The sequence below is a fragment of the Polaromonas sp. P1_F6 genome (genome assembly GCF_056405695.1).
Genome location: NZ_JBFUBQ010000008.1, coordinates 55,617 through 74,642, shown reverse-complemented (window position 1 = coordinate 74,642; position 19,026 = coordinate 55,617). Strand labels below are relative to the sequence as shown.

At 63.0% G+C, this 19,026-nt stretch carries 19 protein-coding genes; 9 read left to right on the top strand and 10 right to left on the bottom strand.

The genetic code is table 11. The annotated features are described in order from the left end of the window. Positions 1 to 63: 63 nt before the first annotated feature. The 5 genes from AC1DY9_RS19570 (at position 64) to AC1DY9_RS19550 (ending at position 3,816) form a co-directional block, all read left to right on the top strand. Positions 64 to 870: a hypothetical protein gene (locus AC1DY9_RS19570; RefSeq protein ID WP_457282550.1), complete on the top strand. Its 807-nt coding sequence runs from the start codon at positions 64 to 66 to the stop codon at positions 868 to 870. A gap of 110 nt (positions 871 to 980) precedes the next feature. Beyond that, complete coding sequence (locus tag AC1DY9_RS19565; RefSeq protein WP_457282551.1) at positions 981 to 1,364, top strand: hypothetical protein; 384 nt, start codon at positions 981 to 983, stop codon at positions 1,362 to 1,364. A gap of 65 nt (positions 1,365 to 1,429) precedes the next feature. Beyond that, entirely contained in the window at positions 1,430 to 2,563 is a 1,134-nt protein-coding gene (locus tag AC1DY9_RS19560) for a hypothetical protein (RefSeq protein ID WP_457282552.1), read from the top strand. Between the two features lie 80 nt (positions 2,564 to 2,643). Continuing rightward, positions 2,644 to 3,471: a hypothetical protein gene (locus AC1DY9_RS19555; RefSeq protein ID WP_457282553.1), complete on the top strand. Its 828-nt coding sequence runs from the start codon at positions 2,644 to 2,646 to the stop codon at positions 3,469 to 3,471. Between the two features lie 60 nt (positions 3,472 to 3,531). Then, on the top strand, positions 3,532 to 3,816 hold the full coding sequence (locus AC1DY9_RS19550; protein ID WP_457282554.1) for a 7(1) septoil knot domain-containing protein: 285 nt from the start codon (positions 3,532 to 3,534) through the stop codon (positions 3,814 to 3,816). A 4-nt stretch (positions 3,817 to 3,820) separates the two neighbouring features. Here the strand turns inward: AC1DY9_RS19550 and AC1DY9_RS19545 are convergent, their stop codons facing one another. Further along, positions 3,821 to 4,360, bottom strand: coding sequence for an SPOR domain-containing protein (locus tag AC1DY9_RS19545; RefSeq protein ID WP_457282555.1), 540 nt, complete (start codon positions 4,358 to 4,360; stop codon positions 3,821 to 3,823). A gap of 35 nt (positions 4,361 to 4,395) precedes the next feature. Continuing rightward, positions 4,396 to 5,589 carry a sigma 54-interacting transcriptional regulator gene (locus tag AC1DY9_RS19540; protein ID WP_477667391.1) on the bottom strand — a complete coding sequence of 398 codons (1,194 nt, stop codon included), beginning with the start codon at positions 5,587 to 5,589 and terminating at the stop codon, positions 4,396 to 4,398. Positions 5,590 to 6,046: 457 nt separating this feature from the next. Here AC1DY9_RS19540 and AC1DY9_RS19535 point away from each other — a divergent pair, with 457 nt between their 5' ends. The 3 genes from AC1DY9_RS19535 (at position 6,047) to AC1DY9_RS19525 (ending at position 10,029) form a co-directional block, all read left to right on the top strand. Further along, positions 6,047 to 6,442 carry a YkvA family protein gene (locus tag AC1DY9_RS19535; RefSeq protein WP_457282622.1) on the top strand — a complete coding sequence of 132 codons (396 nt, stop codon included), beginning with the start codon at positions 6,047 to 6,049 and terminating at the stop codon, positions 6,440 to 6,442. Positions 6,443 to 6,790: 348 nt separating this feature from the next. Continuing rightward, complete coding sequence (locus AC1DY9_RS19530; protein WP_457282557.1) at positions 6,791 to 8,734, top strand: hypothetical protein; 1,944 nt, start codon at positions 6,791 to 6,793, stop codon at positions 8,732 to 8,734. 59 nt (positions 8,735 to 8,793) lie between these two features. Continuing rightward, positions 8,794 to 10,029: an ABC transporter substrate-binding protein gene (locus tag AC1DY9_RS19525; RefSeq protein ID WP_477667390.1), complete on the top strand. Its 1,236-nt coding sequence runs from the start codon at positions 8,794 to 8,796 to the stop codon at positions 10,027 to 10,029. A gap of 239 nt (positions 10,030 to 10,268) precedes the next feature. On the opposite strand, the gene AC1DY9_RS19520 is transcribed toward AC1DY9_RS19525, so the two are convergent. Beyond that, positions 10,269 to 10,514: a hypothetical protein gene (locus tag AC1DY9_RS19520; protein WP_457282559.1), complete on the bottom strand. Its 246-nt coding sequence runs from the start codon at positions 10,512 to 10,514 to the stop codon at positions 10,269 to 10,271. Positions 10,515 to 10,516: 2 nt separating this feature from the next. Continuing rightward, on the bottom strand, positions 10,517 to 11,557 hold the full coding sequence (locus tag AC1DY9_RS19515; RefSeq protein ID WP_477667389.1) for a 1-aminocyclopropane-1-carboxylate deaminase: 1,041 nt from the start codon (positions 11,555 to 11,557) through the stop codon (positions 10,517 to 10,519). Between the two features lie 228 nt (positions 11,558 to 11,785). On the opposite strand from AC1DY9_RS19515, the gene AC1DY9_RS19510 reads away from it, so the two are divergent. Continuing rightward, positions 11,786 to 12,250, top strand: a complete 465-nt coding sequence (locus AC1DY9_RS19510; protein ID WP_457282561.1) for an Lrp/AsnC family transcriptional regulator — start codon at positions 11,786 to 11,788, stop codon at positions 12,248 to 12,250. 33 nt (positions 12,251 to 12,283) lie between these two features. Here AC1DY9_RS19510 and AC1DY9_RS19505 read toward each other — a convergent pair whose 3' ends face one another. The 6 genes from AC1DY9_RS19505 to AC1DY9_RS19480 all read right to left on the bottom strand — a co-directional run bounded on the left by AC1DY9_RS19505 (position 12,284) and on the right by AC1DY9_RS19480 (position 19,016). Then, positions 12,284 to 12,670 (bottom strand): hypothetical protein, encoded by a 387-nt coding sequence (locus AC1DY9_RS19505; RefSeq protein ID WP_457282562.1) that lies wholly within the window; start codon positions 12,668 to 12,670, stop codon positions 12,284 to 12,286. Beyond that, positions 12,670 to 13,500 (bottom strand): hypothetical protein, encoded by an 831-nt coding sequence (locus tag AC1DY9_RS19500; protein WP_477667388.1) that lies wholly within the window; start codon positions 13,498 to 13,500, stop codon positions 12,670 to 12,672. The genes AC1DY9_RS19505 and AC1DY9_RS19500 overlap by 1 nt, the downstream gene beginning before the upstream one ends. Positions 13,501 to 13,773: 273 nt before the next feature. Further along, positions 13,774 to 15,984 (bottom strand): aldehyde oxidoreductase molybdenum-binding subunit PaoC, encoded by a 2,211-nt coding sequence (gene paoC / locus AC1DY9_RS19495; RefSeq protein ID WP_477667387.1) that lies wholly within the window; start codon positions 15,982 to 15,984, stop codon positions 13,774 to 13,776. Further along, positions 15,981 to 16,937, bottom strand: a complete 957-nt coding sequence (locus AC1DY9_RS19490; RefSeq protein WP_477667386.1) for an FAD binding domain-containing protein — start codon at positions 16,935 to 16,937, stop codon at positions 15,981 to 15,983. Before AC1DY9_RS19490 ends, paoC begins: the two co-directional genes overlap by 4 nt. After that, the gene (paoA, locus tag AC1DY9_RS19485) at positions 16,934 to 17,584 is read right to left on the bottom strand and encodes an aldehyde dehydrogenase iron-sulfur subunit PaoA (protein ID WP_477647584.1); all 651 of its coding nucleotides are present in this window, start codon (positions 17,582 to 17,584) and stop codon (positions 16,934 to 16,936) included. The genes AC1DY9_RS19490 and paoA overlap by 4 nt, the downstream gene beginning before the upstream one ends. A 301-nt stretch (positions 17,585 to 17,885) precedes the next feature. Continuing rightward, positions 17,886 to 19,016: a C45 family autoproteolytic acyltransferase/hydolase gene (locus AC1DY9_RS19480; protein WP_477667385.1), complete on the bottom strand. Its 1,131-nt coding sequence runs from the start codon at positions 19,014 to 19,016 to the stop codon at positions 17,886 to 17,888. Between the last annotated feature and the right edge of the window lie 10 nt (positions 19,017 to 19,026).

The window sequence follows — 19,026 nt, the reverse complement described above, 5'->3', positions numbered from 1 at the left end:
GCGAGGCGCGCAGGCCTCACCATCGCGCGTGCGGCTCCGCCTGCTGCAGCGGGTGCGGGAAAAATGGCTGCAACAGCGTCCAGCCTGTCTGCGATGGCGCTCCGCGCCGCGAAGTTGGCGCGCAACGCAGCGGCCAGTGCGTCTGGCGGCGGGGCCGCCGCAGCACCGGCTGCGATGTCCCGGCGCCAACCCGCCGACCTTGCCGCCAAGAAGCAGCTAGGCCCGGTGCCCGGCCAGTTTCCGCCGGTCAAACGTGTCAAGCAGGTGCTCGGAACCCACGCGCAACAATCAACCTATAAAAGAACACCGTCTGGCGCATCGGTCGAGGTCGACCACATGACTCCAGATTCACTGCATCAGCCTGTGGGCAGTTCGAGAAAGAGCGGTGGTGGGGCGGCACTGAGCAAGCGGCTGCCTGCAGCGGCGATGAATGAAACCCAGCACCGCCGCAAGCTCACCACCGGCAGTAGCAAAGCTGCCCAGCACTTTCGCGCATATCTGCTGCAAGCGCACCACGGAATGGTGCCGTTCGCGGGCAGGATGCAAACAACGCAGGATCACTATGCGGCAGCGATCCAAGCCGAGCTCGGTGCGACGACGACGGAATCGACTCTCTTCGGAAAACCGACACTCCATGATCCGCGGCCCTTCGACAAGCCATCGCAGAAGGGCGTGGTGCCGAGACGGGACGCGGAGTGGGGCATGGACAGACAGCTCGACATGCTAAAGCGTCTCAAGAACACCGGTCATATCGATTCGACGCATGAAAGCCATCTTGTGGGCGTTGTCACCGAGCGGCGCGCGGCACTTGCCGACATGTACAAAAAAATGAGCACTAAAGCTGAAGGTAAGGGGCCAAAAAAATCCTGATGGCAGCGTATCCGCCTGAAGTGTCATGAGCCTCATGAGGATGGGTGTAAGCGGGCTTTGGGTCTCGGTCAGTCATCAGCGAATGGTTTAAATTTTTTAAGGAGTGCAACATGGCAAAACAAAGATTGCTTAAAGAGGGTTTGGGCTTCGTGGGTCTGACGGGTTGCGACAAGATCAGGGCAATGGTCAACGCGTTGACCAAGCATATGACTCCGGTGGGAGGGCCCGGCGGGGTGATGAATGCCTTGCAGCTGACGCAGAGGCGGCTGGCAGCAGGCAACAAAATTCCGGCCAATACATCGGGTGTTTCAACCAAAGATTCGCTTCATAAGTCCTTCATCGAGAACGATGTGCTTCACGAGTACACCGATCAGGTGCATCACACGACAGTGAGCCAGGGCAAGATCACGGGCAGCCAGCAGATTGGGGGCCCGTCGTTTATGAAGTTTGATCTCAGGAAGAAGGGCCATTACACGGGCTTCAAGCCTTTTTGATCGCCGGCAGCTCGACTGCTGGGCCTGCGGTGTCAGGTCCGCTGCCCTGACCGCGGGAGTGCCTGATGCCTAAGCCGACCAAACTGACGAAGTCCAGAAAGACCTTGCCCCATCTGCCGGGCCCGCCTTCCCCCCAAAAGGCAAAGGCTGCAAAGGTGGCGAAACTGGCGGCGATCCAGAGGGTCGGCAAGGCAAAACCCCGCAAGCTTGGCGACCTGGCGCTCATGGGTATGCCCACTAAAAAGAGCTGGCGTCAGGGCACCGACCAATGGCTTGGCAATGTTATGGCCTATAAGGCCTCGCAAGATCGCACGCTGACACCAATGCAGGCCAAGGACGGGTTTCGGCCCCAGGTAGTAGATATGGTCGTCGGATCGAAGGCGTTTCCCAAAGGAGCCTTCCGTTACGCTTCCAACCCGACGAGCCACGGGATCAGCAGCGGCTATCACGAGGCGTTCGTCGTGACTGACATGACTCCCAAGTTGCAAAAGAGGGTGAAACATGCCAAGGGCATGTCAGCCATGCCGGCCATGGAAGAAGCCTCCTGGAAAGCTTTTTCTCACGCTACTTTCCCGGAAAGCAATATAAGACCAATGATGGAGGCGGGTGACGGTGCGAGAACAGATACCGCTCGTACTATTTTGAGTGGACCGGGCGGTTCCGTTGCCGGGCACAGCGGTTCCGGGGTCCGCAGCACCGGTCAGGCTGCCGCGCATGATATGTTGCGGGCGGCCTCAATGGCCGCGTTGCAGGACACGGAGATGACGCCCGCCGCCATGGCGGTGACTGCCGCGGCCGCCACGGTTTTGACAATGGCTCCCGGCGCGCTGGCCAGCCGGGCAGAGGGAGCAGAAAAACTCAAGGATAAGCGCGCGCTTGGAACCTGGGAAGATGATCGTAACCAGGCCAAGGAGCGCCTCGCCCAGGTCTACGGTGCGCTCAAACCGGCAGAAAAAGCCGTCGTGCGGCGACACCTCCAGGCGCTGGCAATCAGCGTCGGCGGGACGCGCACGCTTGATCCTGCTCAGCCCAGCTCGCCGCGCAGGAGTACCGCGCTGGAAGCCGGAAATGCGGTTGCCGGCGGCGGCTATGACGGTTCACAGATTGGCGGGAAAGCCTCCAAAGCTCCCCCCGCCAGCGGGAGCGCGCGCGACATCACTCAATACGTATCAGAGCCGTTCCGCGTGGATCGGTCATGAAATACGCGCATTCGCCGGGCCGTCAATGCTGTTTCAGCGTTCTGGCACCGGCCATCCCCAGGCTTTCAAAGGAGTAAACCATGGCATCCAAACGACAAACGCCAGCGCTGTCCAAGCCGGTCACAGCGCAGTCAGGCCCGAAGACGACGCGTACGGCATCGCCTTCCACCGCTGCTCCGCCGCGAGACCTCGTGCATGCGACGATGACGGTCACAGCGCCTGGCGGAGGGCGCCTGACGGGCGGTGATGCTTCGCTGTCTGTGACTGGAAAAAACACCGCCTGGGCCAAAACACCGGTCCCGCATGGAGGCGCCGGCGTACCGAAATACCAGACCCGCGTGGCCTATATGAAGGCCAACCACGCGGCCCATCCGCTTGCACAAAAACTCATGGACCGGCATGTCCAGCAGACTCCGGCTGAGGACAAACGCGGGCTTTCCTGCGCCGAAGGGCACAGCCTCATCGCCGCACACCAGGAGCTGAACCAGCGCGGCAACACTCATGCGGCGGCACACCTCGACGCGTTCACGGCCGGGCTGGTACCAGCCGTACCGGCTTATGTGCCGGCAGCTGCACCGACCTTCGGCGCCAACACCAAAAATGCGCGCAAGAACCTGCTCATGAGCAAGTACCAGGCGGCCGAGGCAACCCGCATTGCGGAACACGGCACGCTCATGCAGCAACGCCAGGCTACGCTCGACGGCCTTGCCAAAAGCATGACCGGCATGGACAGCTGGCACGAGTACGCGGCGAAGGAGTCGTCGTTCCTGGCCTGGAACGACGTCCAGCAGCACGGCGCGCTGACCAATGTGCACCACCACGCCACCAGCGAGGTCAGTGCGGGTCACGCGATGGAGTATTGTGTGAAGTGCCGTGCCGAAGTCGCCGGCGGTCTGAAAAACAAATGACCCCGATCCGGCAGACCGCTCGCCGGCGGCGGCAGGAAAACCCCGACCACAAAGAAATACATGCCGCGCATCTATGAATCCCCCACGATGGGTGACGCCAACATCCGTGTCGCGCTCGTCAGTGACCTCGGCCAGGCCGACCTGCTCGTGCACCGGGTCAGCAGCTGGGGCCTGGCCACCCGCCCGTGGCTTTGGTACATGGCCCCCAAGCAGGATGCGAACCTGTACGTCTACTTTTGCTCGCTCGGCATGGCACAGCTCGTGGTCTGCTATGTCGACACCTACGGCCAGGCTGGTTGGGTCAACAAACTGCAGCGGCACCCGGTAGCGCACTTGCTGCGCTGAGTTGTTATTTGGGTGGGGGCGGCAGTGAGATGGTGCCCATATTGGGTGGCAGCCCGAGCTTGAGCGAGAGGTAGTTGCGCTGGGACAGTGCCTCGTCCGCGCTGCCAAAACGCCCGACGGTGACCACTGACCATGAACCGCCCTCGGGCTCGCCCATCAGCACGACCGTGCTGGTGACACCTTGTGCCTGTATTGACGAAGCCAGCTGGCTGGCGGGCTGCGCCGTCGAAAACTGTGCGGCCTGCAGCGCGAAGCTTGGAGAGGCCGTGGCCACTGTCGGCAATATCAGGCTGGCCGCAGGCAGGGGTGATGACGCCGCGACGGCCGGCGCGCTTGCTGGGGCCGCAGCGGCTGCAGAAGCGGCAGCAGCCGCCGGTGTGCTGCCAGATGTCGCGGCGGGTGCGGAAGCCGCCGGTATGCCGGGATCGGCACGGCCCGGGATTTTCGCTCCGATTTGTTGCACTATTTTTGCCGCACCTTCCTTGAATGAGGAAGGCGCGAGCAACCCGGCGGCGAAGGCCACCATGCCGAATACCAGGGTCAACAGGACAAGTCCGTACTTCGCAAGCACGCTCGGACTCAGGCTTCACCGGCGCGGGCTGCGGTGGTGGCCTGGACCCGGCTGGGGCTCAGACTGTGTTTGCGCACCAGCCGTCCGAAAGCGCTGCGATCCTGTCCCGCGATCAGTGCCGCCTGAGTCAGGTTGCCGTTGGTTTGCATCAGCAAGCGGCTCACATACAGCCGCTCGAACTCCTTGACGGCCTGCTGCTTGGCTGTGCGAAAGACCTCCGGTTCGGCGGCAGCGGAACGCTCGCCGCGGGGCTGTGACATTGCCTGGCTGATATCGACTTCGTTGCTGTCGCTGAGCAAGAAAGCTCGCTGGACAACATTTTCGAGTTCACGCACATTACCGGGCCACGTGTAGCTCTGGATGAATGCGATCGATGCGGGTGTCAGGCGAACCTGCGGCCTTCCGTGATGGTGGCCAAGCCGCGTCAGGAAAATCCTGGCAAGTTCGATCCCGTCATCGCCGCGCTCGCGCAGCGTTGGCAGATAGACCGACAACACGTTGATGCGATACAGCAAGTCCTTGCGAAAACGGCGTGCTTCGGCAAGCTCGTTGAGGTTGGCGTTGCTGGCCACGACGATACGAACGTCGGACTGTTTGGTCGAACTCCCGCCGACGCGGCGGTAACTGCCATCTTGCAGAAAGCGCAGCAGCGCGGCTTGGGCCTTGAGGCTGAGCGCGTCGACCTCATCAAGAAAAAGTGTGCCGCCGCCGGCTTCGCTGACAAGCCCGAGCGAAGCAACTTTTGCGTCGGTGAAAGCCCCACGCTCGTGGCCGAAAAGTTCACTTTCCACCAGGGTTTCCGCCAGCGCGCCGCAATTGACCGGAACAAAAGCGCGGTCGGCCCTCTTGCTGCCGTAGTGAATTGCCCGTGCCACCATTTCCTTTCCGGTTCCTGTTTCACCCTCGACGAGAACCGCCGCATCAACTCTGGCGACACGCTCGATCTGCGTACGCACTTTCGCCAGGGATTCCGAAGATCCCAGCAACTGGAAGCCGAATCTTGCACTCATCAACATCCCCCGTTTTATTGCGGCTACTTCAGGGGCTTCTGCCTGCTTTCGCGAGGAAGCAAGAAGAAACCGAGTGCCTGGAAGCAAACATAAGAGAATTGCCAAACCCTCACATCCTCCAATTGCAGGAGCAATTAATACCGACAATTCGTGATCGACCTGGCTGCTGAACTGCACTGAAGGCTGACGCAACTATTCACTGAATTCCAGCTTCAAACTCCTGTAAGCAGAATGTGTGAATTGCATTCGAGGTGCGGAAATGCACCCAGGAATTGTTTGCCTCTTCTCACGGGTCAGCCTGACAGCCTTTCGCCAATATGGCTGGCGCTTGCAAGTGTTGACCCGTGCTGACAAACCTTGCGTGGCGATGACGGATCTTGACTGATCGTCGATACCTATTACGCCTTACAAACCTGCGAATGGACATCAGTTTTTTGAAAACACCCAAAGCCTGTGACCTTTCGAATCGCTCCGATCACAACCCTCATCCCCCTGTCAGAACTGACAGGTAGGGCATACACGGATCGGCTCGCAAAACTCAATACTTTTCCCCGGATCCTCGACGGGCCCTGGTAAACGACAGTCTGCAAATCGACGGAATCGTTGCAATCGATGTGATCATTCCAATCGCTGTGGCATGCTTGTGCGCATGACAGTGCGCGGCAAACTCGACAATTGGGCCAGGCGGATCAAGCGCGATGGATTGACGCTCTGGTTCGCCGGCAAGCACCCGGCAACGCCCTGGTATGCGAAGGCGCTTGGGCTCTTCGTCGTGGCCTATGCGCTGAGTCCCATTGATCTCATTCCGGACTTCATCCCGGTGCTCGGGTATCTGGACGATGCCTTGCTGCTCCCGGGGCTGATCTGGTTGACCATCAGGCTCCTGCCTCCAGAGGTGCTCGCCGATTGCCGCAACCGGGCTGATGATTGGGTGAAGGAGCAGGGTGCGAAGCCGGGCAGCCGGATTGCCGCGTTCGTGATCGTGCTGATCTGGATCGGATTCGCCGCGGCTTTGTGGATCTGGCTTGTCCAGCCGAGGTTATAGCTCCCGCACCGTTCCGCTCAATCGCAGGTCCCTTGATCCAGTGCAATACAAAGCAAATCGGCAAGGCGGCCGCTCGCATGTAGCGCTTCCGTTATAGCCCGGGGTGTGTACTCCAGCGGTACATGTCGCAAACAGGCCGCGCCGATGTCACCATCTGTATCCATACGGGCGCCCAAAAATTTGCATTTCTGATGACGCTCCCTCTGTCAGTCGTCACACTGAAAATCCTGACAAACGTCACAAAATGTGGAAGACGAAAAGATCCCTCGCGGGGCAGTAGCAACCGCCTTGTCAAAGGTATTACTGCAGCGTATCTTGCGATCAAACAAGCACAGCAGGGGGACACGCTTGAAAAAGTTGAAGTCGCTGACTTTTCACGCCAGGTCGATTCGCTCCCACCTGTTCTGGACCTATGCCGCGCTGGGTACGGTGCTTGTTGTGGCGCTCATGGTACTGGCCGAGCTGGCGGCAAGCCGCATCGTGCTGGACGGCGCGCAGCGCGAGCTGGAGCAACTGGGCCGCCGCACGCAGGAGCAGCTGCTGCGCTTTCAGGAGCCGGCCCGCGCCTGGCTGGAAGCCACCACCAATGACCCGCACGCCGGCCTCGAAGGCGAGAACGACATTTCAGTGCAGCGCATGCAGATGTCGATGCAAAACCGCTATCCCCAGATCGCCTCGCTGGTGTTCGGTTACCCGGACGGCAGTTACCTGCAAAGCATGGTGCTGCGCACCGAGCGCGACCGGGCCTGGGCCAAATCATTGCCGGAAGCCCGCTATGCGGAGCAGATCATCCGGGTCGACGAACACGAAAAGCGGGTGGAGGAATGGGTTTTTTACGACCAGCAGATGACCGCCATTGCCAGCGAGCGGCGTCCCTGGGGCAACCGCTATGACCCCCGCAGCCGGCCCTGGTACGAGGGGGTGAGCGAGTTGAACCTGGGCACCTTCCAGGCCACCGACCCTTTCATGCTGCAGCTTCCGGCGGAGTTCGGCATGGCGTTGTCACGGCCGCTCAGCGGGCCGAAGGGTGGCGTCGCGGCGGTAACGTTCACGGTCGCGGGCCTCTCGGATTTTCTGCGTGCGCGCAGCCAGGAAAGCCATGCCGAGCTGATCCTCTTTGATGAGCAGGGCCGCGTCTGGGGCTGGTCCGATGCGGACCGTCTGCGCCGTTTGCTGGCGTCCGGCCGGCCCGTGAGCCTCGCCGCGCTGGATGACCCCCTGTATGCCGCGTTGCCGCCGCTGATGACGCAGGCCTCTCTGAAAGATACGCCGATTCATTCGGTTGAAGGCGCAGACGGCCAGCGTTTTGCCGCAGTGGTGATGCCCATGGAGGGCGTGTTCAGCCGCAAGGCCTATGTGGCCCTGGTGTCTGACCAGAACCTGCTACTGGCGCAGGTGCGGCGTATGCGCTGGATGTTGCTGGGGGTGGGCGTGGCCGGGCTGGTGCTGCTGATGCCCATGCTGTTCTGGATGGCCAACCGGCTGGCCAGGCCCCTGAAAAACCTGGTGCGCTCGGCCAGGCACATCCGGCAATTTGAATTCGACAGCGACATTCCCCAGGACAGCGACATCGCCGAGGTGCGCCGGCTGCAGGAATCGCTGGCGCTGGCACGCATCGCGTTGCAGGGCTTTTCGCGCTACGTGCCGCGGCCACTGGTGCAGCATTTCATTGCCAACCGCCTGACGCCGCAGGCCGGCGTCGAGCAACGCGAGCTGGCCGTGCTGTGCGCCGCGCTGGACGAGGAGCACGCCACGGCCATGACCTGGTCGCCGCATGCCGACCACTACCTGCAGATCCTGGCGGTGGAAGTGGCGCAGGGCAAGGGCATGATGGACCGCTACGAAAGCTGCACCGCCGTCGCACTGTGGAACACGCCGCTCAATGTGTCCAACCCGGCGGGCTACGCCTGCGAGGCGGCCCTGCGCGCGGTGGACTCCATGAAGACGCTGGCCGAAGGCCTGGACGTGCCGGTAAAACCACCGCGCTTCGGCCTGGATTTCGGCAATGCCACAGTCGGCAACTTTGGCACCTGGGATCACCTGACCTTCACCGCAGTGGGCGCACCGCTGGACCGGGCCCGGGCGCTGGCGCGGCAGGCCAATGCGCTGGGCGTGAACATCGCCGCCAGCCGTGCGGTGGCGCTTGCGGCCGCGCGGTTTTTCCGTTTCAGGCTGGTGGCCACAGTGCCGCTGGGCCCGAAGGATGAGCCCTGCGAGGTGTATGAGCTCGTGGAAAGAATAGACCACGAACACCATGCGAAACACGAGGGCGTGAGCCTGCCGGCCGTGTGAGCTGCAGGTTTGCGCCGTCGGGTCCGCGTGGCTGTTCTTCACGTGAAAGAGAGGTCTTTATGGCCGGCAGATCAATGTTGACGCGCAGGCACTGGCTGCGCCAGGGCGCCGGCCTGGCCGGCGCAGCGACGGTGGGGCTGGCGCAGCTTGCCCGCGCGCAGGCCGGCAAGCCGTTCACGATGTCCTATGGCTGGGTTCCGTGGGCGGCGGGCAACTCGCCGATCACGCAGTACCTGATCAATAAAAAGCTGATCGAAAAACACGCGGCGGAATTTGGCTACGACCTCACCGTGGACTACCGTGCCTATCCCGCTGCGGCCCCGCAAGTCGAGGCCCTGGCGGCCGGCCAGCTCGACATGGCCATGTGGGGCAACACGCCGACGCTGCGCGCCATCGTGGCAAAGCTTCCTTTCAGCCTGGTGTCGGTGGCAGAGGGGCGGCTGCGCTTTTTGCTGTGCACGCGCAAGGACTCGCCCATCCACAACGTGCAGGACCTCAAGGGCAAGACGGTCGGCACGCTGGTGGGCGCTGACCCGTACAACGCGTTCACGCAAATCCTGCGCTATGAACTTGGCAACCCCGACCCGGCCGCGCACGGCATCCGCATGGTGCATCTGCCCACCTTGCCCGAAGCGGCGCAGGTGCCCAGCGGCGTGGACGCCACATTGGCCGTGTACCCGGCCTTCCTGAAAGCGCAGGCCACGGGCACGGTGGCTGTGATGAACTCCTACGGCTATACCGAAGCGCATTACGACGGGCCGGCCGGCAAGGGCGCCGGCATCCTGCTGCCTTCGGTGAAGAACTCGCCCTTTTACCCCGACGGCTATTACCTGCACCGGTCCTTCCGCATCGTGCACAACAACCTGGTTGAAAAACACCCCAACCTCGTGCTGGCCTTTTTGCTGGCGCAGCAGGAGGCCGTGAGCGTTCTCAGCGAAGCCGACCCGGAGGCCGTCTCGCAGCTGGTCAAGTCCTACTGGGGCCTGTCGCCGGCAGATGGCGCCAGGGTGGTTCGCGACGAAGTCGTGTTCCGCCGCGGCTGGTCCTGGTCCACCGAAGGTGACGCGCTGGCTTTGTTCGCCACGTCCAAAATGATTGCAGGCGCAAAAATCATCCCGCAACCCCTGAGCTGGGCGCAGGTGAAAAGTGTGTTCGTGCAAACCGCGCCGCTCGCCAAACAGGCCTACGAGCGGATGGGTGCCAAACCCGCCATCGGGGAATTCCAGAGCGCGAAGGTCGGCGACCTCCGGGGCCTGCCTTCATGGGAAATGCAGCGCTGGAAGGACCGGATCTAGAGGTCGTTAGCCGACGAATGCTATTAAAACCATAGCTGCTTGCGCATGATCCTATTGGGATACAACCACTTTTCATGCTTGAAAATGGCCTTTTTCAAGCGGTTTTAGCGTGTGGAGGCAGGCGCTGGACCGCGGAAAAAGGCCCTGGAGCCCGCTTTTGATGCGTAAAAAAGGCCTGCAACCCAATAGAGTCATGCGCGAGCAGCTATTTAATTGATAGCAAAATGCTGACGTCGCGTTCAGATGCAGGCCAGCTCCACCCATTGATGCAGCGTGTCCGGCTGCCGTATTACCTGCACCAGGCTGGCCGCCGGTCCGTTTTTGCTGATGGCCAGCACCACGGTGTGCATGGCCGGGTCATTCAGTGCCGCGCGCAGCAGGGGCATGCCGGCGCTCTCGGGTGCCTTAGCGTCAGGCGGCGCTGCGCACAAGGCTTCCATCAGCCGGGTTGCCAGCGCCACGGTCAGTGCTGCAGGCCGTTCCATGTTCAACCGTTGCGGAAAAGGAAGCTGTAGGCATTGAGCGCCGGCACGCCGCCCAGGTGCGCGTACAGCACGCGTGAGCCGGCCGGAAACTCGCCGCGCCGGACCATGTCGATCATGCCCTGCATCGACTTGCCTTCGTACACCGGGTCGGTCAGCATGCCCTCCTGGCGGGCGCACAGGCGTATCGCCTCCAGCGTGCCTTCGGACGGCAGGCCGTATTCGGGGCCGCCGTAGCGGGTGTCGAGCACGACATCTTTTTCGGTGATGGGGCGGCCCAGCTCCACCAGCTTGGCGGTGTTCTGTGCGATGCGCACAATCTGCGCGTGGGTTTGTGCCGGCTTGGCCGACGCATCGATGCCGATCACCCGGTCGGCACGGCCGTCTGCCGCAAAGCCCACCACCATGCCGGCCTGCGTGCTGCCGGTAACGGAGCACACCACGATGTAGTCAAACTTGAAGCCCAGCTCTGCCTCCTGCGCACGCACTTCTTCGGCAAAGCCGACAAACCCCAGGCCACCATACGGGTGCTCTGAACAGCCCGCCGGAATCGGGAAGGGCTTGCCGCCCTTTTTGCGCACGTCTTCCATCGCCTGCTCCCAGCTCGGGCGGATGCCGATGTCAAAACCGGCCGCGTCCAGGCGCACGTCGGCGCCCATGATGCGCGACATCTCGATATTGCCCACGCGGTCATACACCGCGTCGGAGTAGTTGACCCAGTTCTCCTGCACCAGCACGCACTTCATGCCCAGGTGCGCCGCCACCGCCGCGACCTGGCGCGTCTGGTTGGACTGGATGCCGCCGATCGACACCAGCGTGTCGCAGCCCTGCTCTAGCGCCTCGGGGATCAGGTATTCCATCTTGCGCGTCTTGTTGCCGCCGAACGCCAGGCCGCTGTTGCAGTCTTCGCGCTTGGCAAACAGCTCGACCTTGCCGCCCAGGTGGGCGCTCAGGCGCTTGAGCGGCTGTATCGGGCTGGGCCCGAAGGTCAGCGTGTGTTTTGCAAATTTCTGGAGCTGGAGCGGATATTGAAGTGGGGTAGGCATGGAAGTTTTTCTCGGTTGAAGCCCTGGTGCGTAGACTGAAATGGCCGCAAAGAAGGAGGGCATGTGGGTGAAGGGTTGGGTGCAGTCCTGGGTCAAATCGTATCGCCGGGTCTGTGGAATGAATTGCATACTTCAGCGAATAAAGCGACCCAAAAATCTTTGAATTGGATAAATGCACAATTTATTTTGTTGAATTGCCATTTAATGCAAGATTTGTACAATTCCCCAATGGAAAAAGAACTCGACCGGGTAGACCGCAAGCTCCTGAAGCTGCTGCAGCAGGACGCCTCATTGCCCAACATGCAGCTGGCCGAAAAAACCAACCTCAGCGCACCGGCCTGCTCCAGGCGGGTGGCCAGGCTCAAGGAGCTGGGGCTGATCCGCAAGACCGTGGTGCTGGTCAACCCGCGTGCGCTGGGCTACAACGGCCTGGTCATCATCGGTGTCGTGCTCGACCGCTCCACCACCGACTCATTCGCCGCATTTGAAAAAGCCGCCGCCGGCCTCACGGGTTGCCTTGAGGTGCAGCTGGTCACCGGTGAGTTTGATTATTTTGTGAAGCTGCGCATCAAAAGCATCGACTCGTTCAACGAGATGCACACCGCCCAGCTCGTGGCCCTGCCCGGCGTGCGGCAGGTGCGCACCTTTGTATGCCTCAAGGAAGTGTTCGAGACGACCGTCATTCCGGTCTGAGGTGGCGAACCTGGTCCTGAGTAACTTAAGCCGTCAATCCCTGCGCTCTTCCTGCGCCAGGTAAGCCGGGCGAATCCGCGTCTTTTTGACGATGCCGGCCGGCGTGAACAGAATCACCAGCTCCGGGTTGGCCGCTGTGGGTTGCGAAGTCTTTTTCCGGTAGACCCACACCTCGAATCCGCTGTCGAACTTCACCGACGCGGCGGCGTCGCCCAGCGTTGCCGCCACGTCGGCCTTGGTGGACTGCCCGGCCACGATGGCGCCCTGCGCGCTTTCCATCGTCATGGCCGGGTCGCGAAAAGGCGGTGGCGCCTCTTGCGAGCCGAACAATCCCCCCGGGCCCGCGCAACCGGCCAGCCAGAGGCAGGCAAGCAGCATCGCACCGGCATGCCGCAGCGTTTGACGGGGCAAGGTTTTCATCACGGCCCGTCCATGTACTCAAACTCCACCAGCGTGTCGTCCGGCCAGCTCCGGTCACCCAGCGGCAGCACGTAAGTGCGGTCCACCAGCACCTCGCAGTCGCAATACGGCAGGTCGCTGTTCAGGTTGGGGTCGTCGCTGGCGGCGGCGTACAGCTTGTCGATGGAAAGAATCTCCCGCCGCGCGCCGTTCATCATGGCCACGCTGAACAAAGGCCGGTCCGCAAAGAAAAGATAAAGCGGCGCCTTCCTGTCGCAATAGGCCGGCGTATCCAGAATCACCCGAGCCAGCCGGCCGATCACATTGGTGGTGTTCGACACCAGCCCCGCCTCCATGCCCACCTGGCATTCCAGCCGCAAGTCACCCAGCCGACGCGTGTTGGGCGGCAGGCCCGGCGTGCGTATCTCCGTGCGCCACGTCATGGTCTGCGCCTTCCGGTTCGGAATCACCTGCGCGTTTTCGTCAAACGCCTTGGGGTCACGCTCCAGCGTAAAGGTATGGTCCGGCGCCACCGCCACACCAAACGCCACCGTCGTCCCGATGACCTCCATCTCGATGCGGTCCATCTCTGTCTCTCGCTTGCGCGGCAAGAGTTTGAAGCGAAGCGACGCATTGGGCGCCATGGCGGCGCGCTGCTTCTCGAAAAGATCCATGCCGCGGACCATCTTGCGGTAGGACTTTTCGACGGGGTCGCGGTTTGCCTTGGCGGCGATGGTGACTTGCGGCAGTGTGCCTGCGGGTTTGTCCTGCGCAACGGTTCCCAGGCAGGCAGCAGCCAGGGCTGACGCCAGGATCAGCCGTGTGGCGAGGCGAAAAGGGCGGGTTGACATGGCACCGTCAGTACGGAACGGATTCACAGGTAAAACCAATCCTAGTGCGCGCGAACACGCTGCTGTGTAGGACTTGTTCCAGCGGTGCGGCGGGCCGCCGTTCCGCTCGCCGGCGGGCCTCCGCAAGGGGGTTCAGGGTTGAGCAGGGGCGCTATTAAATCAGGAGCTACTTGCGCCCGTCCTGATTAGGTTCCAGGCACTTTTTATGCCTGAAACAGGCATTTTTAAGGTGTTTTCCACACCCGCCGCCGGCGTGATGAGGCGCGCCGGCGCTCACACCAGCGCCGGCAGGCTGTCCAGCACTTTGTCCAGCGTGATCGGGTAGTGGCGCACCCGCGCGCCGGTGGCGTTGTAGACCGCATTGGCCACTGCCGCGCCGACGCCGCAGATGCCGAGTTCACCCACGCCCTTGGCTTTCATGGGCGATGAGGTTGGGTCGGTCTCTTCCAGGAAGATCACATCCTGGTGCGGAATGTCGGCATGCACCGGCACCTCGTAGCCCGCCAGGTCGTGGTTCACGAAAAACCCGTGACGCTTGTCGACAGCGAGTTCTTCCATCAGCGCCGCGCCAACTCCCATGGTCATCGCGCCTATCACCTGGCTGCGCGCGCTCTTGGGGTTGAGGATGCGGCCCGCGGCGCAGACGGCCAGCATGCGCCGCACACGAATTTCGCCGGTGTAGATGTCGACGCCCACTTCCACAAAGTGCGCGCCGAAGGTCGACTGCTGGAATTTTTTTCCCAGGTCGCCGAACTCGATGGTGTCTTCGGCGACGAGGCCCTGGGCGCCGGCAGCTTCAGCCAGCGGCACAGAGCGGCCACCCGCGCTGACCATGCCGTCGGCAAACGTGATGTCGCCCTGGGTCATTCCCAGTTTTTGGGCGACGGCTTCGCGCAGCTTCATGCAGGCGGCGTACACGCCCGACGTGGAGCTGTTGGCGCCCCATTGCCCGCCGGAGCCGGCCGACACGGGAAAGGCGGAGTCGCCCAGCCGCACAAACACCTTTTGCAGCGGCACGCCCATGACTTCAGCGGCGGTCTGCGCAATGACGGTGTAGGTGCCGGTGCCGATATCCGTCATGTCCGTTTCAACCGTGACGAGGCCGGTGTTGTCCAGCCGCACGCGCGCACCAGACGGCATCGTCAGGTTGTTGCGAAAAGCCGAGGCGACACCCAGGCCCACCAGCCAGCGCCCTTCACGCAGCTGGCCCGGTTTGGCTACGCGCCGGTTCCAGCCGAAGGTCTGCGCGCCGGTTCTCAGGCATTGAATCAGCTGGCGCTGGGAGTAAGCGCGCGCTGGCTTTTCAGGGTCTACCTGCGTGTCGTTGAGGACGCGGAACTCCACCGGGTCCAAGCCCAGCTTTTCCGCCATTTCATCCATCGCGATCTCGAGCGCCATCAAGCCGGGCGCCTCGCCCGGTGCACGCATCGCATTGCCCTCGGGCAGGTCCAGCACGGCCAGCCGTGTGGCGGTCATCCGGTTGGCGCCGGCGTAGAGCAGGCGCGTCTGGTTCACCGCGGTCTCGGGCCCGCCGCCGGGCAGGTCGCCTGACCAGCCCTCATGACCGATAGAAGTGAGCTTGCCGTCGCGCCCCGCCCCCAGGCGTATGCGCTGGATGGTGGCCGGCCGGTGGGTGGTGTTGTTCATCATCAGCGGCCGCTGCAGCGCGACCTTGACCGGCCGCCGCACCGCGCGCGCCCCCAGCGCGGCCAGCAACACATCGGCGCGCAGGAAAAGCTTGCCGCCGAAACCCCCGCCGATAAAGGGCGACACCAGTCTGACGTTGGCTTTGGGGATACCCAGCGTCCTGGCCAGATCGCCCACGCCCCAGTCGATCATCTGGTTGGCTGTCCATACCGTGAGCTTGTCGCCCGTCCACGCGGCGGTGGTGGCGTGCGGCTCCATCATCGCGTGGGACTGGTCGGGCGTGGTGTAGGTGGCGTCCAGCTGCACAGGCGCCGCGGCAAAGGCGCCCGCGAAATCGCCCACCTTGGTCTCAGGTTCTCCCGAAAAATCAGACGCCTTGGCCAGCGGCGCGCCGTCTTTTTCTGTTGCCAGGTTGAACTTGCCCGGCGTGCTCTCATAGACGATGCGTACCAGTTGCGCGGCGGCGCGAGCCTGTTCGAAGGTGTTGGCCACCACCAGCGCCACGGCCTGGTGGTAGTGGTCAATCTCCGGCCCGCCCAGCAGCCTGGCGGTGTTGAAGCTGCCCTTGGTGAGCTTGCCGGCGTTCTCTGCGGTAATGATGGCCAGCACGCCCGGCGCGGTGCGGGCCGCGCGCAAATCCATCGACGCGATGCGGCCCTTGGCGATGCTGGCGCCTGCGACGTAGCCGTAGGCCGCGTCCGGTGCGGCGTCGTGGCGCTCGTAGGCGTAGGGTGCGGTGCCGGTGGTTTTGAGCGGGCCGTCTATGCGGTCGGTGGGCTTGCCGATGACCTTGAGCTGGTCAATGGGGTTGGTGGTGGCAGGGGTGTCGAATTTCACGATGCGCTCCTCGCCTGGGCCAGCACGGCGGCAATGGTTCGCTCTGCCAGTGGCAACTTGAAGGCGTTGTCATGTGTCGGCGTTGCGCCGGCCAGCACGCCGGCCGCAAGAGCCCGCGCACCTCGCGGCATGGCGGCCTCTGCGGCTTCAACGCGCCAGGGCTTGTGCGCCACGCCGCCCAGGGCGACCTTGCCGGAGCCATCACGCTGCACGATGGCAGCCACGGAAACAAGCGCGAAGGCGTAAGAGGCACGGTCACGCACCTTGCGGTAGATGTGCACGCCGCCGGCCGGGCGCGGCAGCGTCACAGCGGTGATCAGTTCGCCGGGCTCCAGCGTGGTTTCGATGTGCGGCGTTTCGCCTGGCAGCCGGTGAAAGTCAGCAATCGGAATGACGCGCGCACGGCCGTCGGCCCGCACGGTTTCTACCGATGCGTCGAGCACCCGCATGGCAACAGCCATATCACTCGGGTGGGTGGCGATGCAGGCCTGGCTGGTGCCGATGATGCCGTGCTGGCGGTTCACGCCCCCGATGGCGCTGCAGCCGCTGCCCGGCTGCCGCTTGTTGCAGGGCTGGTCGGTGTCGTAGAAGTAAGGGCAACGCGTGCGCTGCAGCAGGTTGCCGGCGGTGGTCGCCTTGTTGCGCAGCTGGCCCGAGGCACCGGCGAGCAAGGCCCGTGACAGCACGCCGTAGTCGCGCCGCACGCGCTCGTCTGAGGCGAGCGCGGTGTTGCGAACCATCGCGCCCACACGCAGGCCGCCCTCGGGCGTTGCCTCAATCTTGTCCAGCGCCAGGCCGTTCACGTCGACCAGGTGCGCAGGCGCTTCGATCTGCAGCTTCATCAAATCCAGCAGGTTGGTGCCGCCTGCGATGAATTTTGCCGTCGGGTTGCGGGCCACCGCCGCTGCGGCTTGTGCCGGTGAGGTGGCGCGTTCATAAGTGAAGGGTTTCATGCCTGCGCCCCCGCCACTTCAGTGATGGCTTCAACGATGTTGGAGTAGGCGCCGCAGCGGCAGATGTTGCCGCTCATGCGCTCCCGAAGCTCGTCGGGTGAGAGCAGCGGCCGCGCGGTGATGTCCGCGCTGACGTGGCTGGGGACGCCCCGGCGCAGCTCGTCGAGTGCGCCGACGGCAGAGCAGATCTGGCCCGGCGTGCAGTAACCGCACTGATAGCCGTCATGCTTGACGAAGGCTGTCTGCAACGGGTGCATGCGCTGCAAGGTTCCCAGCCCTTCGATGGTGGTCACCTTGCTGCCCTCATGCATCACGGCCAGCGTCAGGCAGGAATTGATGCGCTGCCCGTCGAGCAGCACGGTGCAGGCGCCGCATTGGCCGTGGTCGCAGCCCTTTTTTGTGCCGGTGAGGTGCAGGTGCTCGCGCAAGGCATCGAGCAGCGTGGTGCGCGTGTCCAGGTTCAGGGTGTGGGCCGCGCCGTTGACCTCGATGGTCACGCGCCCCTGAGGGACGGAGCCGGGTGCGGCGAGCGGTGAAGAGGGGGCTGCAGTGGCGTCTGATGGCATAGTGGTCACAGCCGCTGAAGCGGCGCTAGCGATCAGGATACCTCGCCGGGAGATGGTGAGTGCATCGGTGGGGCTTTCCATGGCTTCTGCCTTTGTCCTTAAAGATGGAGTGGGGAGTGGCGAAGTAAACCGCCAGCATCCCGGAGCAGGGCCGATTGCACTGTAGGAAACAGGCTTGGTGGGGAGTCAGTTGCCGCCACTACCACCACTGCCATCACTACCGCCGCCGCGTCGAAGTCAGGAAGCACGCCTGGCGCCTCCTCCTATTTCTTTTGCCTTACTTTGCCGACAGGTTGTCAAGCGAACCAAAGCCTTGACCCCGGCGGCGCAGTGCCTCGATCCGTTGGCAGCAGCAATCCTGCAAAGGGGCTGCGCGATGCGCTCAGGCAGAAATCCTGGGCTCTTCCGTCAGGCTGTAGCAGGTGAACACCTTGTTCAGGGCCGGCAAGGGCGCCACTTCCATTTCACCCACTGCGGGTTCCATGATGACCATGGCGACTGTGGCAGACAGGTTGTCGTGGCTGCCGATGCGGGGCGGGCGGCAGACGGAGTAGGGCAGGCCGAAGTTGTCGAAGAAAGCGTTCTTCAGTTCCTGTCGACCGAGTTTTTCCTGTGCGTTCAGGAGTTTTCGCACGCGCCAGTCGCGGTAGTGGCTGTCGGGTGATTGGGAAATGCCCATGTCCACCAGCTTGCTGAGCGCTACCGGGCTCATCCAGTGGTTGGCATGCACGATCAGGTTGTCGGCGCCGGGATAAATCGGAAACGATTCGTTGGTGGTGCATTCAAAATCGATACCGAAGCCCTGCGACATGCCCAGCATGATGTTGTTGGAGCAGGACTTGGGTGTTGCGGCCACGGCCTTCATGGCCAGCGAAAAAATCTCTTGTTCCAGCACCTTGCGCCGGATCAGCGATAAAGGCACACCCAGCTGCTTGAAGTCGCGGTCTGATTCGAGGTAGTTGGCGGTGATCGACACACCAGCGCTGTTGAAGCCGCTGCGGGCCAGCCCGCCGGCTTCGACAAAGGTCAAAAAGTCGGGACCGTTGTCGTTGCGCACGCGCAGCACGACGGAGGTCTCGACGCATTCGGCGCGCCAGTCCCAGTTCTGGCCGTGCAGCAGGTTGCCGTTGGCCGAACGCTCGGGCAGGATGAGGGCGCCCGTGCAGCCGTCGCCGGGTTCCTGGTCGGCGGCATTGACCTTCTCGGCGCGGGCCTTGGCCAGCACCTCGGTGCGGGCATTGATCATCACGATGTCCTGGAAGTCCATGCCCGCGCCCTCGGCAATGCCGCGCATCTCGTCGATGTAGTGGGGTGCGAAGTTGCCGATTTCCTTGGCGAAGAAGTCGATCAAGCGCGCGCGTGCCTGTTCGCTGTAGCCCAGGTTGACCAGCGTCTGGCCGTACAGGCGCGCGCTGCCGCGTACCCGGTCAGCGGCCTGCCGCCCGTACTGCAGGCCGCGTTCATGCGGGCTGCCGGAGACGGAGATAAAGGGGAATTGTTCGATGTTTGCCATGCTGGGCTGC

Coding starts and splice junctions, on each gene's coding strand:
- AC1DY9_RS19535 (WP_457282622.1), top strand. CDS start 6,047: ATGACAGTGCGCGGCAAACTCGACAATTGGGCCAGGCGGATCAAGCGC.
- AC1DY9_RS19520 (WP_457282559.1), bottom strand. CDS start 10,514: ATGGAACGGCCTGCAGCACTGACCGTGGCGCTGGCAACCCGGCTGATG.
- AC1DY9_RS19510 (WP_457282561.1), top strand. CDS start 11,786: ATGGAAAAAGAACTCGACCGGGTAGACCGCAAGCTCCTGAAGCTGCTG.
- AC1DY9_RS19570 (WP_457282550.1), top strand. CDS start 64: ATGGCTGCAACAGCGTCCAGCCTGTCTGCGATGGCGCTCCGCGCCGCG.
- AC1DY9_RS19505 (WP_457282562.1), bottom strand. CDS start 12,670: ATGAAAACCTTGCCCCGTCAAACGCTGCGGCATGCCGGTGCGATGCTG.
- AC1DY9_RS19525 (WP_477667390.1), top strand. CDS start 8,794: ATGGCCGGCAGATCAATGTTGACGCGCAGGCACTGGCTGCGCCAGGGC.
- AC1DY9_RS19550 (WP_457282554.1), top strand. CDS start 3,532: ATGCCGCGCATCTATGAATCCCCCACGATGGGTGACGCCAACATCCGT.
- AC1DY9_RS19480 (WP_477667385.1), bottom strand. CDS start 19,016: ATGGCAAACATCGAACAATTCCCCTTTATCTCCGTCTCCGGCAGCCCG.
- AC1DY9_RS19555 (WP_457282553.1), top strand. CDS start 2,644: ATGGCATCCAAACGACAAACGCCAGCGCTGTCCAAGCCGGTCACAGCG.
- AC1DY9_RS19565 (WP_457282551.1), top strand. CDS start 981: ATGGCAAAACAAAGATTGCTTAAAGAGGGTTTGGGCTTCGTGGGTCTG.
- AC1DY9_RS19515 (WP_477667389.1), bottom strand. CDS start 11,557: ATGCCTACCCCACTTCAATATCCGCTCCAGCTCCAGAAATTTGCAAAA.
- AC1DY9_RS19560 (WP_457282552.1), top strand. CDS start 1,430: ATGCCTAAGCCGACCAAACTGACGAAGTCCAGAAAGACCTTGCCCCAT.
- AC1DY9_RS19490 (WP_477667386.1), bottom strand. CDS start 16,937: ATGAAACCCTTCACTTATGAACGCGCCACCTCACCGGCACAAGCCGCA.
- paoA (WP_477647584.1), bottom strand. CDS start 17,584: ATGGAAAGCCCCACCGATGCACTCACCATCTCCCGGCGAGGTATCCTG.
- AC1DY9_RS19500 (WP_477667388.1), bottom strand. CDS start 13,500: ATGTCAACCCGCCCTTTTCGCCTCGCCACACGGCTGATCCTGGCGTCA.